We start from the raw sequence: 14,851 nt of genomic DNA on the forward strand, positions 1-14,851 counted from the left end.
CAAAAAGTTTATTTTTTGCTAATTAATGAGATATTTATCTCTTTCTTATAGGAATATTTCTAACACTCACCCTTATCACAATAACACCCTATTTAAAAATAAAATAGACAAAAATTTGCACATTCAATAAAATATATTACTTTTGCGCGAAATTTATAAAATTCTATTAGTTTATGTATTGGACGTTAGAACTCGCATCTTATTTAAGTGATGCTCCTTGGCCTGCTACCAAAGACGAGCTTATTGATTATGCTATCCGTACAGGCGCTCCTATGGAAGTGGTAGAAAACCTTCAAGAAATAGAAGATGAAGGTGATATGTATGAATCTATCGACGAAATCTGGCCTGATTATCCGTCGGAAGAAGACTACCTATGGAATGAAGATGAATACTAAAAAATAAAAGTCTCTCCAAAGAGACTTTTTTTAATTTGCCAATTTGTAGATTAACCCAAAATTTGCATCGCTACACTTTGTCAAAGTCCTTAATTGCCCGTGCGGCTCGCACCTTTGATAAATTTTATAAACCTGACAATCAGTCTCTTTTATGGTGTGTTGTGTAGGGGCGTTTTGCAAACGCCCTCTTTCGGGGAAGTTTGCGAGAGCAGAGTATGTGGGGGCTTTTTTAAATTACAGATTAGCAAATGAATATAGTGACAAATTGTCAGTTCTCGCCTTTTGGTATATTTATTGACAAATTTGCGGTATGAACTTTGCCAAAGTTTCTAACTGCTTGTCGTGCTACGACTCGTGCTACAACTGAAAAATATATAATTATAAACAAATAAATTAAATACCCCTCATTTGCAGATTGTCCCCCTTCGGGGGTTCGGGGGCAGAGGGGGCTAAATAACTATGAGCATTATCAATTCCCTTATTAAAATTTTCGTTGGCGACAAAGCCAAAAACGACCTAAAAGCTATCCAACCTATCGTTGAGAAAATAAAAACTTACGCCTCTCAGTTAGAAAATATCTCTAATGACGAGTTGCGTGCAAAAACTATTGAGTTCAAACAAAGAATAAAAGACGCTCGCGCCCAGTTCGATACTAAAATAGCTGAACTCGAAGCCCAAGCAAATGCTACCGACGATATCGATGCTAAAGAAGACCTCTATGCTGAAGTAGATAAACTCAATGGCGAAGCCTATCAAGCCTCAGAAAAGGCATTGAACGAAATTCTTCCTGAAGCTTTTGCTACGATGAAGGAAACTACCCGTCGTTTTGCTAATAACGAAACAATTACCGTAACAGCTACCGAGCACGACCGCGAACTATCGGCTACCCACGACTATGTGACGATTGAGGGTGATAAAGCCGTGTGGAAAAACCACTGGGACGCCGCTGGTAAAGATGTTACTTGGGATATGGTACACTACGATGTACAGCTCATTGGAGGTATTGCCCTTCACCAAGGTAAGATTGCCGAAATGCAAACAGGGGAAGGTAAAACCCTTGTGGCTACCTTGCCAGTCTACCTCAATGCCCTAACGGGGAATGGGGTGCACCTCGTAACCGTGAACGACTATTTGGCACGCCGAGATAGTGCCTGGATGGGACCTTTATTTGAGTTCCACGGTTTGCGTGTGGATTGTATCGACAATCACCAACCTAACTCCGAAGCCCGTCGTCGTGCTTACAATGCCGATATTACTTACGGAACTAACAACGAATTTGGTTTCGACTACCTCCGCGACAATATGGCGCACACTCCTGAAGATTTGGTGCAACGCGCTCACAACTATGCCATTGTCGATGAGGTCGACTCTGTATTGATAGACGATGCTCGTACACCGCTCATCATCTCAGGTCCTACCCCTAAAGGCGAATTACACGAGTTCAACGAACTGAAACCTTTAGTAGAAAATTTGGTAAACAAACAGCGTACTTACCTCACCAAAGTATTAGCCGATGCCCGCAAACTCATCGCCGAAGGGGATACCAAAGAAGGAGGATTCCAACTCTTGCGCGTGTATCGTGGTTTACCTAAAAACAAAGCGCTCATCAAATTCCTCAGCGAAGAAGGGGTAAAACAACTGCTCCAAAAAACTGAAAATTACTATATGCAGGATAACAATCGCGAAATGCCAAAGGTAGATGCCGAATTGTACTTCGTGATTGATGAGAAAAACAACCAAATCGAGCTTACTGATAAAGGGTTTGCTGATATTGCCTATGATGGTGATAAAGATTTCTTCGTTTTACCTGATATTGGGGTAGAAATTGCCAATATCGAGAACCAAGGTCTTCCTATTGAAGAAGAAGCTAAACTAAAAGATAAATTATTCCAAGATTTTAGCGTAAAAAGCGAACGCATTCACACACTTAACCAATTGCTCAAAGCCTACACTCTCTTTGAAAAAGATATAGAGTATGTGGTGATTGACAACAAAGTGCTCATCGTCGATGAACAAACAGGTCGTATTATGGACGGTCGTCGTTATTCCGATGGTTTGCACCAAGCAATTGAAGCCAAAGAGAATGTGAAAATTGAGGCTGCTACCCAAACCTATGCGACTATTACCTTGCAAAACTACTTCCGTATGTATAGCAAGTTAGCGGGTATGACGGGTACTGCTATCACCGAAGCGGGTGAGTTCTGGGAAATCTATAAACTCGATGTAATGGAAATCCCTACGAACCGTCCTATTGCTCGTAAAGACCACAACGACCTTATCTATAAAACCAAACGAGAGAAATACAACGCCGTAATCGATGAGGTAGTAAAACTATCCGAAGCTGGTCGCCCTGTGTTGATAGGTACTACTTCTGTGGAAGTATCCGAACTCCTCAGCCGTATGCTTACAATGCGCAAGGTGAAACACAATGTGTTGAACGCTAAATTGCATAAAAAAGAAGCTGAAATTGTAGCCGAAGCCGGACATAGTGGTGTGGTAACCATCGCAACCAATATGGCGGGACGTGGTACCGATATCAAGTTAACCCCCGAAGTAAAAGCTGCAGGAGGTCTGGCAATTATAGGTACCGAACGCCACGACTCTCGCCGTGTCGATCGTCAGTTGCGCGGTCGTTCTGGTCGTCAAGGGGACCCTGGTAGCTCACTCTTCTTCGTTTCTCTCGAAGATAACCTAATGCGCCTCTTCGGTTCTGAACGTATCGCCCGATTAATGGACAGCTTAGGTCATAAAGAAGGTGATGTAATTCAGCACTCTATGATGACCAAACGCATCGAGGCAGCTCAGAAAAAGGTAGAAGAAAACAACTTCGGTATGCGTAAACGTCTGTTGGAGTACGACGACGTGATGAACGCACAACGCAAGCAAATTTATAAACGCCGTCGCCACGCTCTTGAAGGTGAACGCCTAAAAGTGGATTTGGCAAATATGATATTTGATACTTGCGAGAATATAGTAGAAAACAACAAAGGTGGAAATAACTACAAGAATTTCACTTTCGAGCTCATCAAATATTTCTCACTGAAAACACAAATTTCAGAAGCCGAATTTGCTAAACAATCGCCAAACGACCTTACTTTCACCTTGTATCACGAAGCGCTCAAACACTATCAGGAAAAAGCTGAACGCAGTGCCGCTCAAGCCTTCCCAGTGATTAAAGAGGTATACGAAAATCCTAATAATACTTACGAGCGCATCGTCGTGCCTTTCACCGATGGCGAAAAGATGCTCAACATCGTAACCGACCTCAAAGAGGCGTACGAAACCCAAGGTAAGAAACTCGTAAGCGATTTCGAGAAGAATATTACGCTTGGCATCATCGACGAAGAGTGGAAAACGCATCTCCGCCGTATGGACGAGCTTAAACAATCTGTACAATTAGCGGTACACGAACAGAAAGACCCGCTACTCATCTATAAGTTTGAAGCCTATCAGTTGTTCAAAGCTATGGTTGATAAGGTAAACAAAGAGATTATCTCTTTCTTGTTCAAAGCCGAATTGCCTACTCAAAATCCACCCGTACAGGAAGCCCACGCGCCACAACGCACCCGTGAGCACTACCAAACCAATAAGGAAGAAGCCCTCAACAGCGATGAAATGGCACAACGCGCCCGTGAAGTAGGGCAACAAGCCTCACAGCGCCGTTCGGTAGTAGAAACCATCGTACGCGAACAACCTAAAATTGGTCGTAACGACAAGGTAGTAATCCAAAACATCCGTACTGGTGAACGCAAAGAGCTCAAGTTCAAACAAGCTGATCCCCTAATAAACAGCGGAGAGTGGATTTTAGTATCCAATAAATAGATCACTAAGGTAATGGACAACCAAATGAACAACCAAATGGGAATGTTGCTAAGCTCTGGCATATTCTTTCTGTTTGCGCTTGTATTCTTGGTCACTGCTGAGATTAACAAAAGAATTACCGAAAAGAACAAAAAACTATATCAAGGGAAAGCACAAGGAGAGGTATTAGAAATTGTCAAATCAGGCAGTCAAGGTGTAGGAGGTATTGGTTTTAATAATAGGACTTATGTAGTCTATAAGTATACTGTAGGAGAAAATACTTATATTGTAAAACCTCTTGTTCTGAACTCAAACGCCCCTATAAATTTGAAATATGCTAATTCGGCTCATACTTTTTGTGTAACCTATTTTGGGGCTCATAGTGGTAGCCGTCAAACCAATTATCGAGCAGGCGAGAGTATTACAGTAGCTTATTTGCCCGAAACTCCCAGTGAACACCAAATAGTAGACGATAAAGATAAAACGTTTTTTTATAAGGGGTTTCGCATAGCAGGATTTGCAATAATGTCCATTGCAATAATTCTCTTGATTGTTTCCTTTTTTATAAAAAAATAAGCAGAAACACAATATAAATTATTTATTATACTTTGCCAAAGTTTCCTGCCCGTGCGGCTCGCACCTTTGGCAAAGTTTTTTCTTCTTAATTGTCAATTATCAATTGTCAATTGAAAATATTATTGTACCTTTGCGCTTTAAAATACATTAGCAAATTGGCCAATTTGCTAATTTACAAATTGTATTAATGAATTTATTTGAACAATTAGGTCTTGATGAACCTATCCTCAAAGCCATCAGCGATATGGGCTTTGAAACTCCTTCTGAAATTCAGCAAAAAGCCATTCCTACTCTTTTGGCAAATGGTGCTGATATGGTAGCTTTAGCCCAAACGGGTACTGGTAAAACAGCCGCTTTTGGCTTTCCTCTCCTCCAATTGATTGATACTAATAGCCGTGTAACTCAAGGCCTTATCCTTTCACCTACACGCGAACTCTGCTTGCAAATCGCTTCCGAGCTCCGCAATTATGCTAAGTACCTCCCTAAGGTGAACGTAGTGGCGGTATATGGCGGTGCAAGTATTGAGGAACAAGCGCGTAGCCTCAAAAAAGGCGCTCAAATTATCGTGGCTACTCCTGGGCGTATGCAAGATATGATACGCCGTAACTTCGTAGATATCAGTCATATCAACTATTGTGTGCTTGACGAAGCCGACGAAATGCTCAATATGGGCTTCTATGAAGATATTACCGCTATTCTATCGCATACCCCTCAAGAAAAAAACACTTGGCTCTTTTCGGCTACTATGCCTAACGAGGTGGCTAAGATAGCGCGTAAGTTTATGCGTAAGCCTATCGAAATAACAGTAGGAACTCGCAATCAGGCTACTAGCACCGTGCAACACGAGTACTATATAGTGAGCGGTCGTCATAGATACCAAGCCCTAAAACGCCTCGCCGATGCTAACCCCGATATCTTCTCGGTAGTATTTTGCCGTACCAAACGCGATACTCAGGCAGTAGCCGAAAAACTTATCGAAGACGGTTACAACGCTGCTGCTCTTCACGGCGATTTGAGTCAGAATCAGCGGGATTTGGTGATGAAATCTTTCCGCGCACGCCAAATACAAATGCTCGTCGCTACCGATGTTGCTGCCCGCGGTATTGATGTAGACGATATCACCCACGTAATTCACTACCAATTGCCCGATGAAATAGAAACCTACAACCACCGCAGTGGACGTACAGGTCGTGCTGGTAAATCGGGAATTTCGATGGTGATTTTACCAAAAAGTGAGGTGAAGAAAATAAAAACTATCGAAAAGATGATAGGGCAACCTTTTGAGCAGAAACAATTGCCGTCGGGTATGGAAATCTGTGAAATACAGCTCTATCACTTGGCTAACAACCTCAAAAATACAGAAGTAAATCCTGCTATCGACGATTATTTGCCAGCTATCTATAAAGAACTGCAAGAAGTAAATCGTGAAGAGCTCATCAAGAAAATATTCTCAGTAGAGTTTACGCGTTTCTTCAATTATTATAAAAATGCCGAAAACTTATCGGTAGAGAACGAGCGCGAAAGCCGCAGTGGGGGTAATAGCGATGAAGTGCGCTATTTCATCAACATAGGTGAACGCGATGGCTACGACTGGAAATCACTCAAAGATTTCCTCAAAGCAACCCTTAATTTAGGTCGTGATGATGTTTTCAAAGTAGATGTAAAGAACAGTTTTTCTTTCTTCAATACCGATGCCGACCTCTCCGATTTGGTAATGAGCACCTTTACCGACTTCCAAATGGACGGTCGTTTCATCAATGTAGAGCTCTCAACCAAAGGAGCTGGCAGAGACCGTGGCGGACGCAAACGCGGAAATGATGACGGTAGAAAACACGGCAATGATGAGGGTAGAAATCGCAAAAAAGGACAAAGAGAAAGTCGCAAACAAAAGACTGCTGAAGCTCTCCAACAGGCTTTTAGAAAGAAGAAAAAACGTAAATAATGTTAGAATACCTTATAGAAACGGATAAGCAACTGCTCTGTTCCCTCAATAGTTGGGGGACGCCCGAAGCCGATAGCCTTTGGTTAGTAATTACCAATGAACTCTCGTCTATCCCTCTCTATGCTTTTTTGTTATACTTGTGTTTCAAGTATTTCCATTGGAAACGAGCGTTGCTCATCTTGGTATTCATCGCCCTTCTCATCACCACTACCGACCAGCTGGCGAACGTTTTTAAACACGGATTCCAGCGCTTGCGTCCTTGTCACGATGAGAGTCTTATCGGGCAAATGCGAATGGTGATTTGTGGTGGTAAGTATGGGTTCTTCTCAGCTCACGCCGCCAATACAATGGCAATAGCTGTATTTTTTAGTTATTTGCTTAGAAAAAACGCCCGATATATCGTCACTCTATTGCTCTGTTGGTCAATTATTGTGAGTTATAGCCGTATTTATTTAGGCGTGCATTTCCCAGGTGATGTATTGGTAGGTTGGATTTTCGGTATACTCTTAGCTACCCTTTATTATTTTCTTTTTCTATACACAGAAAAAAGATTAAAAATCCCAACTCGAGAATAATTTGCATTGTTACAACCTTTACTAAAATTTTTAGTTGTCCGTCGTGTTACGACCTTTACTAATTAAATAAGCTGGTACTATTTCTTACCTCTTATCTCTTATCTCTTATCTCTTACCTAATCAAAATGAAAGAAGATTTCTTACACTACCTATGGAAATACAAAAAAGTACCTCTCAATACTGTACTTACTACGGGAGAGCGCTTGCAAATTCTCTCATTTGGTGAGTATAATTCTCTTTCAGGTCCTGATTTCCAAAGTGCCCAACTGCTTATAGGTGAGCAGCAATGGGCAGGTAATGTAGAAATGCATCTCAAATCATCGCATTGGTATGTGCACGGTCACGAGAGTGATCCCGCTTATCGCAATGTGATTCTGCACGTAGTTTGGGAACACGATATAGAAGTATTCGATGCTAACAACCAGCCTATTCCCACTTTAGAACTCCGAGGTCTTATCTCCCCCGAACTCTTAGAGCGGTACAATACGACTGTAGCCTCACACTACCAGTTTATTCCTTGTGAAAAAGAATATACCACTGTACCTGCCATTACTTTGCTTTCGTGGAATGAGCGTCTGTTAGTAGAACGTTTAGAAGAAAAAGCCACTGCGGTAAACGAGTTGTGGAAAGCTGCTAATTTCGATTGGGAGAAAGTACTTTTTTGTATGCTCCTCAAGTCTTTTGGAGGCACTGTAAACGGCGAAGCCTTCCTGCAATTGGGCAAACATCTCGATTTTAGTATTATTCGCAAAGAGCGTTCACACCCCTTACATTTAGAAGCACTACTACTGGGGCAAGCAGGCTTACTCCCCGAAGAAACTGAACTCACCTATTCACGTGAACTCTTGCAAAATTATCACTACCTACAACAGAAATACAACCTCTCTGCACCCGTAGTAAAAATACATTTCACCGGTTTGCGTCCGCAAGGTTTTCCCACTATCCGACTCTCGCAACTCGCACAGCTATACGAACTAAATGAAGGTTTGTTTTCACAAATTCTTGAAGTGAATGATTTCAAAAGTATCCAAAAACTCTTTGTCGTAGGAGTCTCCGAGTTTTGGGAAACCCACTATACCTTTACTAAGACTTCTAAAAAAGTAAAAAAGCCTATTAGTACAAGTCTCATCACACTTATTTGGATAAACGTATTCATTCCACTCAAATATGCCTATTACCAAAGTTTAGGCAAGGACGAGAGCGAATCACTCATTGAAGAACTCAAAACAATGACAGCTGAGAGCAACAGCATTATTACCCAATACCAACAATTAGGAGCCTCTGTTGCTACTGCTTTTGATACCCAAGTACTTCTACAACAATACAAACATTATTGCCAATCCAAACGCTGTTTAGATTGTGCTATAGGGATTTCGATTTTAGGGAGGAGATAAAAAAACTTTGATAAAGTCATTGAACTTGCTCACATACCCAGCTTTATTACTTGTTTTACCTATTAGTTGTTTATCTGCTTCAGCGCTTCGTTATAAGCACTCTCAAAAGCGAGCAGGTTCATACCCGTAGGCAGGTGTTGGGCTTGGAAGAAGGTGAGAAGTTTTTCGGTAGGGAGATAGCCACCATAACCTTTGATAGCACTATAAAAACGCGTAGCGCCGGCTTGGTAGGCAGTAGCTAAACTGCTAATAGTAATGCCTTGTTTTGCAATAGCAGGCAGTTCGTCGTCTAAGAGCAGAATTTTAGTTTGGGTATTTGAAAAATCTAAATCTTTGGTTAAGGAGAGGAGGCTGGCTTTGAGAGCAAGACCATAAAAACCAACAGCCAATAAAGATTGTAAATAATCCTCATTGGCTATCGTTACACATTCTATGAGTTGTATGTTACTGTTTGTCATAAAAGTTCTTGCATTGAATGGATAACGCTATCGGCTTGACTTAAATCTTGTCCGCCTGAAAGGGGATTCTGGAGGGCGATACACTGCATATTAGCACTTTTGGCAGCTTTTACGCCATTGGTACTGTCCTCTATCACTGTAAATTGTGTTGCTGGCAAGTGGTACCATTGGGCTACCTTTAGGAATATTTCGGGATTAGGTTTGCTGTATTGCACATCATCGCCACTCATTATCACTTCAAAATAGTGTGCTATATTTGTTTGCTGAGTAAAAATATCGATAAGTTTGCGTCCAGAAGAAGAAGCTAATGATAAGTGCTTTCCTTCATTCTTAAATTTCTCTAACACTTCTTTTACGTGAGGTACTAAGGGAACTTTCACTTCGGGTAATCGTTTGAAAAAGTAATCACGGTGAAACTGCATTAGCTCCTCTACACTTTCTGTTCGCTGGGCATCGCGTTTTACCTTTTCCCACATCGCAAAAGCCGACATACCTGTGAGAGTTTGTATATACGCCTTATCAAACGGAATACCTTTTAACTGAAAAGTCTCATAAATAATCTTTTGGTGCATTGGTTCACTGTCTAATAGCACCCCGTCCATATCAAAGATAATGTAATTCATTAGAAATTAGGAATTAGAAATTAGGAATTAGAAATTAGGAATTAGATTTGAGTTGTCGTCTAAAGTCTTTAAGGAATACATTACCAATACCTACGAGTACTCCTAAGAACGTCCAGATAGCGATAATCATCATTCGTTTGGGTTTAGAGGGAGAGTTTGGTATGCTCACGGGCTCGATAACAGCAAAGATAGGCTGGTCTTCTTTCATCTTGATGCGTTTGGCTTCCAGCTGTTTAGCGAGTTCTGTATATACGTTGAAAGCCAAATTGTACTCTGCTTGTAGTTGTTGCAAACGAGTTTGAGGAAGGTTGCTAAAGAGGTCGCGGTTGCGGTCTTGGAAACCTGCCACAGCGTATTGTTTGTTTTTAAAGTCTTTTTCGGCTTCTACAAAGCGTTTTTGTACAAAGTCGAATTCTTCTTTGGCTTTTTGCAATTTGAAATTGGTTACAGTTTCCTGCAGTACTTTTTGGGCACTTTCGAGCATTTGAGCGGCAGGGAGTGCTTCTCCCATCACAAACGAGAGGGTGAAATAACCGTCTTTTTCGCTCATATCCAATTTGATACGGCTGTCGATACTGTTGAGAATTCCTCTCTCTTGGTCGGTGAGTCGGGTAATATCTGTACTGTCTTGGGCTGCAGGAGCGGGAGCAGGAGTACCTTTAGAAAAACTAAAAATACCCATTACGCGCCCCAACAGACTGGGTCTAGTGTAGTTCTTACAATATTCTTCGTAAGTTACTGGTTTAGGGATGTTAGAAAAAGTGAGTTTAGTCTGTGCTAATTTCTGTTTAAAAGGTACACTCTCAATGATTTTAGCGTAGGTAGTGAGCGGGAGTGTTTCGGAGCCTCCTCCCAAACTGATACCTGCCATTGCTGCCAATCCTCCCAATCCACCAGTTGATTTGCCATCAGTAGTTTGTGGCACCATAATGGTGGTAGCGGTGTATTCTTTAGCTGAGAATAAGGCAATGAGAACTCCTATAACAAAGAAGAGCAAAGTAAATAGCAAAATTGATTTGCGAGCGCTCCATATCTTGCGAATAAGCTGCATCAAATCTATTTCGTCCTCAGCAGTTTCTTCTTCTACAGAGTTGACTACAGGAATCAATTTATTTTCTTCTAAATGATTGGTAACGTCTTCTGAAGTTCTTATTTCTTGATTTTCGTTAATTGCCATAGTTCTAATTTTTTAGTACGTTGTAAATAAGCACTCCCATAGTGGTAATTGCCGAGATAATACCTATACTTTCGCCAGTGCTAAGGCGTTGGCGTTCGGGTTTAGATGGTACGATAATGATAGCACCGGGTTCCAATTTAGGATAGTTTCTAAAGAAAAGAGAATTGCGAGTAGCGCGCACATCGCCATTGGCGTAAAGCACGTAGATGGCGCGCTTTTTAGCTTGATTGCCAAAACCTCCTGCTCTATCGATGTAATCTATCAAAGAAAGTCCTTTTTGGTAACGCACCAATGAAGGGGCTAACACCTCACCGCGTACTTCAATAGTTTGTTTTTCAGAAGGAATGAGCAACACATCACCATCACTGAGGAGTAAATCGTGCTTGCTGTGTTTCTTTTTCAAAATTTTATTAATGTCTATCCCTATACGGTATTCTGAAGTTTTTTTGCTGGCTTTTTTCAGTGATTTAGCAGTTTCACTACTATTGCTTTCTAACTCTACCAATTCTTTTAAAAAATCTTCTTGCTGAATTTCACCCTCATCAGTTTTTTTGCGAATCAAAGTTGCCCCTTCTTTATAGGCAAAAGGAGTAAATCCTCCTACACGCTCTAATAGGTCGGAAATGCGATCGTTCTTGCTTTGGATGCTATAAACACCAGGGTAGACAACCTCTCCCATTACTGAGACTGTTTGCAGAGGGGTAAAACCTTTGATATAGCGCACCGAAACAATGTCGTTAGGTTGCAGGGTGAGTGTATTGGTACCTTCTTCAGGTAAAAGCTCATTGTTAGACGATACTTTGAAAGCTGTACTGAGTCTCTGAAAGCTACCGTCGTTTATTTCTCTAAACACTTCAATAGTCGAGGGGTCAGCACCGTTAGAGAGACCACCCGCCAAGGCAATCACATCTTCCACTTTCATATTCTCCATAAAAGGCAATTCTTTAGGAGAATTTACAGCGCCTTCTACTTTTACAAAGCGTTTGTATTGAAGAGAATCTTTGTAGAAAATATGAATGCTGTCGTTATCCTTCAAAGGGATGTCGTTTTTCTTCTCGATGAGGTCTTTAACCGAAAAGCTAAGCGTTTGGTAATCTACGCGGTTTTCGGTGCGGAAGATGAGTCCGCGATTGAGAGAAGCATCTTTTTTCACACCATTGGCTCTTTCGAGTAAGTCGTGAGCGGTCATTCCTTCTTTAAACTCATAAGTACCAGGTTGATAAACAGCCCCTCCTATGCTCAAGCGGTTGCGGTATTCATTGGTGATAGAATGCACTTTTAGTCGGTCGCCATTTTGCATTTTCATCTTGCCAATTTCGCTAAAAGCAATTTCTTGTACTTCGCGTTTAGCATCCTTAATGCGTTCTAACACAAGAGTATTGGTAAAAGCATCGGAAGTAAAACCTCCAAAGAAAGTAACAAGGTTAGCAAGGGTTTCGTTGTCGAGCATTTCGTACAATCCTTTGCGTTTTACTTTACCCTCTACCCACACGCGGTTTTTGTAGGGTGATACGATGATTACGTCTTGGTCTTGCAAGCCGATATTACCTTTTTCCGAACCGTTAATCAGGAAGTTATACACATCGAAAGTAGCGACTTTCTTGCCTCCTCTAAATACGTTGATATCCCGAAATGAACCGCTTTCTGAGGGGCCTCCGCAGGCGTATAAAGCGTTGAGCACAGTAGAAAGTGAGCTAAGTGAATAAGTGCCAGGCACTACTACCTCGCCAATGATATTTACTTTTACGGTGCGCACTTGGGTGATAGTTACGCCCGTGTAGATTTTAGCATAACTGCCATCGGGGGCTGAAATGCCTGAATAGATGCGTTTTAGATACGAATTTATCTTTGCTTTTACCTCACTGAACGAAAGTCCTGATACGTGTATGCGTCCCACACCATTGAGAAAAATATTACCCTCAGCATCTACTTTTTGTTTGAAAGAACCCTCGGTAGCTCCCCACACTTCCACAAGTAGTTCGTCGCCAGGCCCTACTTGGTAGTTTTCGGGGGTAGGCATATTTAGGTTAGGAGTAAAGGAAATTTTGGGATTTTTGAAGAAACTCATCCCAAAGATAGAGTCTTTTTTCTGTTTGCGGTTGAGGGAATCTTTTTTCTCTCTACCGGTATAACCAAAGATGTCATCACCCTCCGCAGGACGGCGCATTTTGTCATTGGTGTTCTTGTTTTTCGCATTAGATTTTTGAGTGCCAGAATAGCTGTCGAGCTGCATAATGCGCTGGCGCAATTTCATCACTTGCGTTTCTTGCATCCCGCGTGAACGTGCTAAAGCGAGAAATTGGTCTAAGGTATAACCTTGTGCTTGAGCGCGATCCCAATAGGTTTTGATTTGTCCATCGGTGAGATTATCGATGTTTACAGTGGTGATATCAACATTGTTATATTGCTGATTATTACCTATTTGACCTATTACGGGGGCGGTTGTTATAAATAAAAATAAAAGAAGTAATTTAAGTCTCGACATTCTAAAATCTGTTTTGGGGGCAAAATTACGAATAATTTGTTAATTACCCAATGAGTGAATTAGTATTTTTTTCTGTTTAGCCTATTATATTCCTAACAATTCATTCTAATTAAAAAAAAAATCATATCTTTGCCCAAAATAAAACATTTTCAACAAAATGGGGTTGTTTTTCATTCATTGATAAACAGTTGCTTTTGTTAAATATTAATTGTTAATTGAGAATATATGTCTGCAATCTTAAATTCATTATTAGACAACGATTTCTACAAATTCACTATGCAATGTGGCGTAGTGCAGTTATTCCCTAAAAACAAAGCGCGTTACACCTTTATCAACCGCGGCAAACACGAATTCCCCGAAGGCTTTGCCGATGCTATGCGCGAAGAGGTGAACAATATGGCAAAACTGAAACTCACTAAAGCCGAAAAACAGTTTTTGAAAGATAACTGCCCTTATTTGAGTCCGTTGTATTTAGACTTTTTGGAAGGGTATCGCTATGACCCTTCTGAAGTGCATATTGAACAACACGACACCGACTTGCAGGTAACTGTTGAGGGGTATTGGTATCGCACCATCCTTTGGGAAGTACCTCTGCTTTCGGTGATTAGCGAACTTTTCTACAAACTTACCAAAGCGACGGCTTGGACAGATGAGCAGGTGATTGCTAACACCCGTGAAAAAGAATTGTTATACAAAGAATTAGGCGTTGTATTTGCTGAGTTTGGCACCCGTCGTCGCCATTCGTATCACGTACACGACATCGTGATGCACACTTTAATGGAAGGCTACAACCAAACCTTTATAGGCTCCAGCAACGTGCATTTTGCGATGAAATACAAGGTAAAACCCATAGGTACTCACGCTCACGAGTGGTTTATGTTCCACGCAGCTGAGTACAGCTACAAAATGGCTAATGCACTATCATTGGAACACTGGGTAGATGTGTACCGAGGCGACCTTGGGGTAGCCCTTTCCGACACCTATACTACCGATGTGTTTTTCAAGCAGTTCGACAAGAAATTTAGCAAGTTGTTTGACGGTGTGCGTCACGATAGTGGCGACCCTATAGTCTTTGCTGAAAAAACGATTGCTCATTACAAAAAAATGGGGATAGACCCACTCTCTAAATACATTATTTTCTCCGACGGACTTAACCCTCAAAAAGTACAAGCTATTACTGAGGCTTGTAAAGGAAAAATAGGCATTTCATTTGGTATAGGTACCGACCTTACTAATGATGTAGGTTTGCGCCCGATGAACATAGTGATGAAGCTCACCGAAGTACTCACCAGCGACAACGAGTGGGTGCCTACTGTAAAACTCTCCGATGAGCCTAATAAGCACACCGGCGACCCAAGAATGATTGAACTCGCAAAAGGAATATTAGCAATTAGCTAATTAGCTAATTGACAAATTGACAAATCG

At 41.3% G+C, this 14,851-nt stretch carries 11 protein-coding genes; 7 read left to right on the forward strand and 4 right to left on the reverse strand.

Annotation, left to right across the window (positions count from 1 at the left end):
• Nucleotides 1-173 precede the first annotated feature (173 nt).
• The 6 genes from JMN12_RS04580 to JMN12_RS04605 all read left to right on the forward strand — a co-directional run bounded on the left by JMN12_RS04580 (nt 174) and on the right by JMN12_RS04605 (nt 8,683).
• Nucleotides 174-395, forward strand: a complete 222-nt coding sequence (locus tag JMN12_RS04580) for a DUF2795 domain-containing protein (RefSeq protein ID WP_002673751.1) — start codon at nt 174-176, stop codon at nt 393-395.
• Nucleotides 396-854: 459 nt separating this feature from the next.
• Complete coding sequence (secA, locus tag JMN12_RS04585; protein WP_203137488.1) at nt 855-4,217, forward strand: preprotein translocase subunit SecA; 3,363 nt, start codon at nt 855-857, stop codon at nt 4,215-4,217.
• Nucleotides 4,218-4,229: 12 nt separating this feature from the next.
• The gene (locus JMN12_RS04590) at nt 4,230-4,772 is read left to right on the forward strand and encodes a DUF3592 domain-containing protein (RefSeq protein ID WP_181831216.1); all 543 of its coding nucleotides are present in this window, start codon (nt 4,230-4,232) and stop codon (nt 4,770-4,772) included.
• A 187-nt stretch (nt 4,773-4,959) separates the two neighbouring features.
• On the forward strand, nt 4,960-6,714 hold the full coding sequence (locus JMN12_RS04595) for a DEAD/DEAH box helicase (RefSeq protein ID WP_203137497.1): 1,755 nt from the start codon (nt 4,960-4,962) through the stop codon (nt 6,712-6,714).
• On the forward strand, nt 6,714-7,289 hold the full coding sequence (locus JMN12_RS04600) for a phosphatase PAP2 family protein (RefSeq protein WP_203137499.1): 576 nt from the start codon (nt 6,714-6,716) through the stop codon (nt 7,287-7,289). The genes JMN12_RS04595 and JMN12_RS04600 overlap by 1 nt, the downstream gene beginning before the upstream one ends.
• 125 nt (nt 7,290-7,414) lie before the next feature.
• Nucleotides 7,415-8,683: a DUF2851 family protein gene (locus tag JMN12_RS04605; RefSeq protein WP_203137501.1), complete on the forward strand. Its 1,269-nt coding sequence runs from the start codon at nt 7,415-7,417 to the stop codon at nt 8,681-8,683.
• Nucleotides 8,684-8,745: 62 nt separating this feature from the next.
• Here JMN12_RS04605 and JMN12_RS04610 read toward each other — a convergent pair whose 3' ends face one another.
• From JMN12_RS04610 to JMN12_RS04625, 4 genes are read right to left on the reverse strand one after another with little or no spacing between them, the layout of a single operon-like run.
• Nucleotides 8,746-9,141, reverse strand: a complete 396-nt coding sequence (locus tag JMN12_RS04610) for a pyruvate carboxyltransferase (protein ID WP_203137503.1) — start codon at nt 9,139-9,141, stop codon at nt 8,746-8,748.
• The gene (locus tag JMN12_RS04615) at nt 9,138-9,764 is read right to left on the reverse strand and encodes an HAD family hydrolase (protein WP_203137504.1); all 627 of its coding nucleotides are present in this window, start codon (nt 9,762-9,764) and stop codon (nt 9,138-9,140) included. Before JMN12_RS04615 ends, JMN12_RS04610 begins: the two co-directional genes overlap by 4 nt.
• A gap of 34 nt (nt 9,765-9,798) precedes the next feature.
• Nucleotides 9,799-10,941, reverse strand: coding sequence for a Wzz/FepE/Etk N-terminal domain-containing protein (locus JMN12_RS04620; protein WP_262896516.1), 1,143 nt, complete (start codon nt 10,939-10,941; stop codon nt 9,799-9,801).
• Nucleotides 10,942-10,945: 4 nt separating this feature from the next.
• Entirely contained in the window at nt 10,946-13,426 is a 2,481-nt protein-coding gene (locus JMN12_RS04625; RefSeq protein ID WP_203082053.1) for an SLBB domain-containing protein, read from the reverse strand.
• A 225-nt stretch (nt 13,427-13,651) separates the two neighbouring features.
• On the opposite strand from JMN12_RS04625, the gene pncB reads away from it, so the two are divergent.
• Nucleotides 13,652-14,824, forward strand: a complete 1,173-nt coding sequence (gene pncB, locus JMN12_RS04630; RefSeq protein WP_203137505.1) for a nicotinate phosphoribosyltransferase — start codon at nt 13,652-13,654, stop codon at nt 14,822-14,824.
• The last annotated feature ends 27 nt before the right edge of the window (nt 14,825-14,851 follow it).

Source organism: Capnocytophaga genosp. AHN8471, assembly GCF_016806945.1.
Classification (GTDB): Bacteria; Bacteroidota; Bacteroidia; order Flavobacteriales; family Flavobacteriaceae; genus Capnocytophaga; species Capnocytophaga periodontitidis.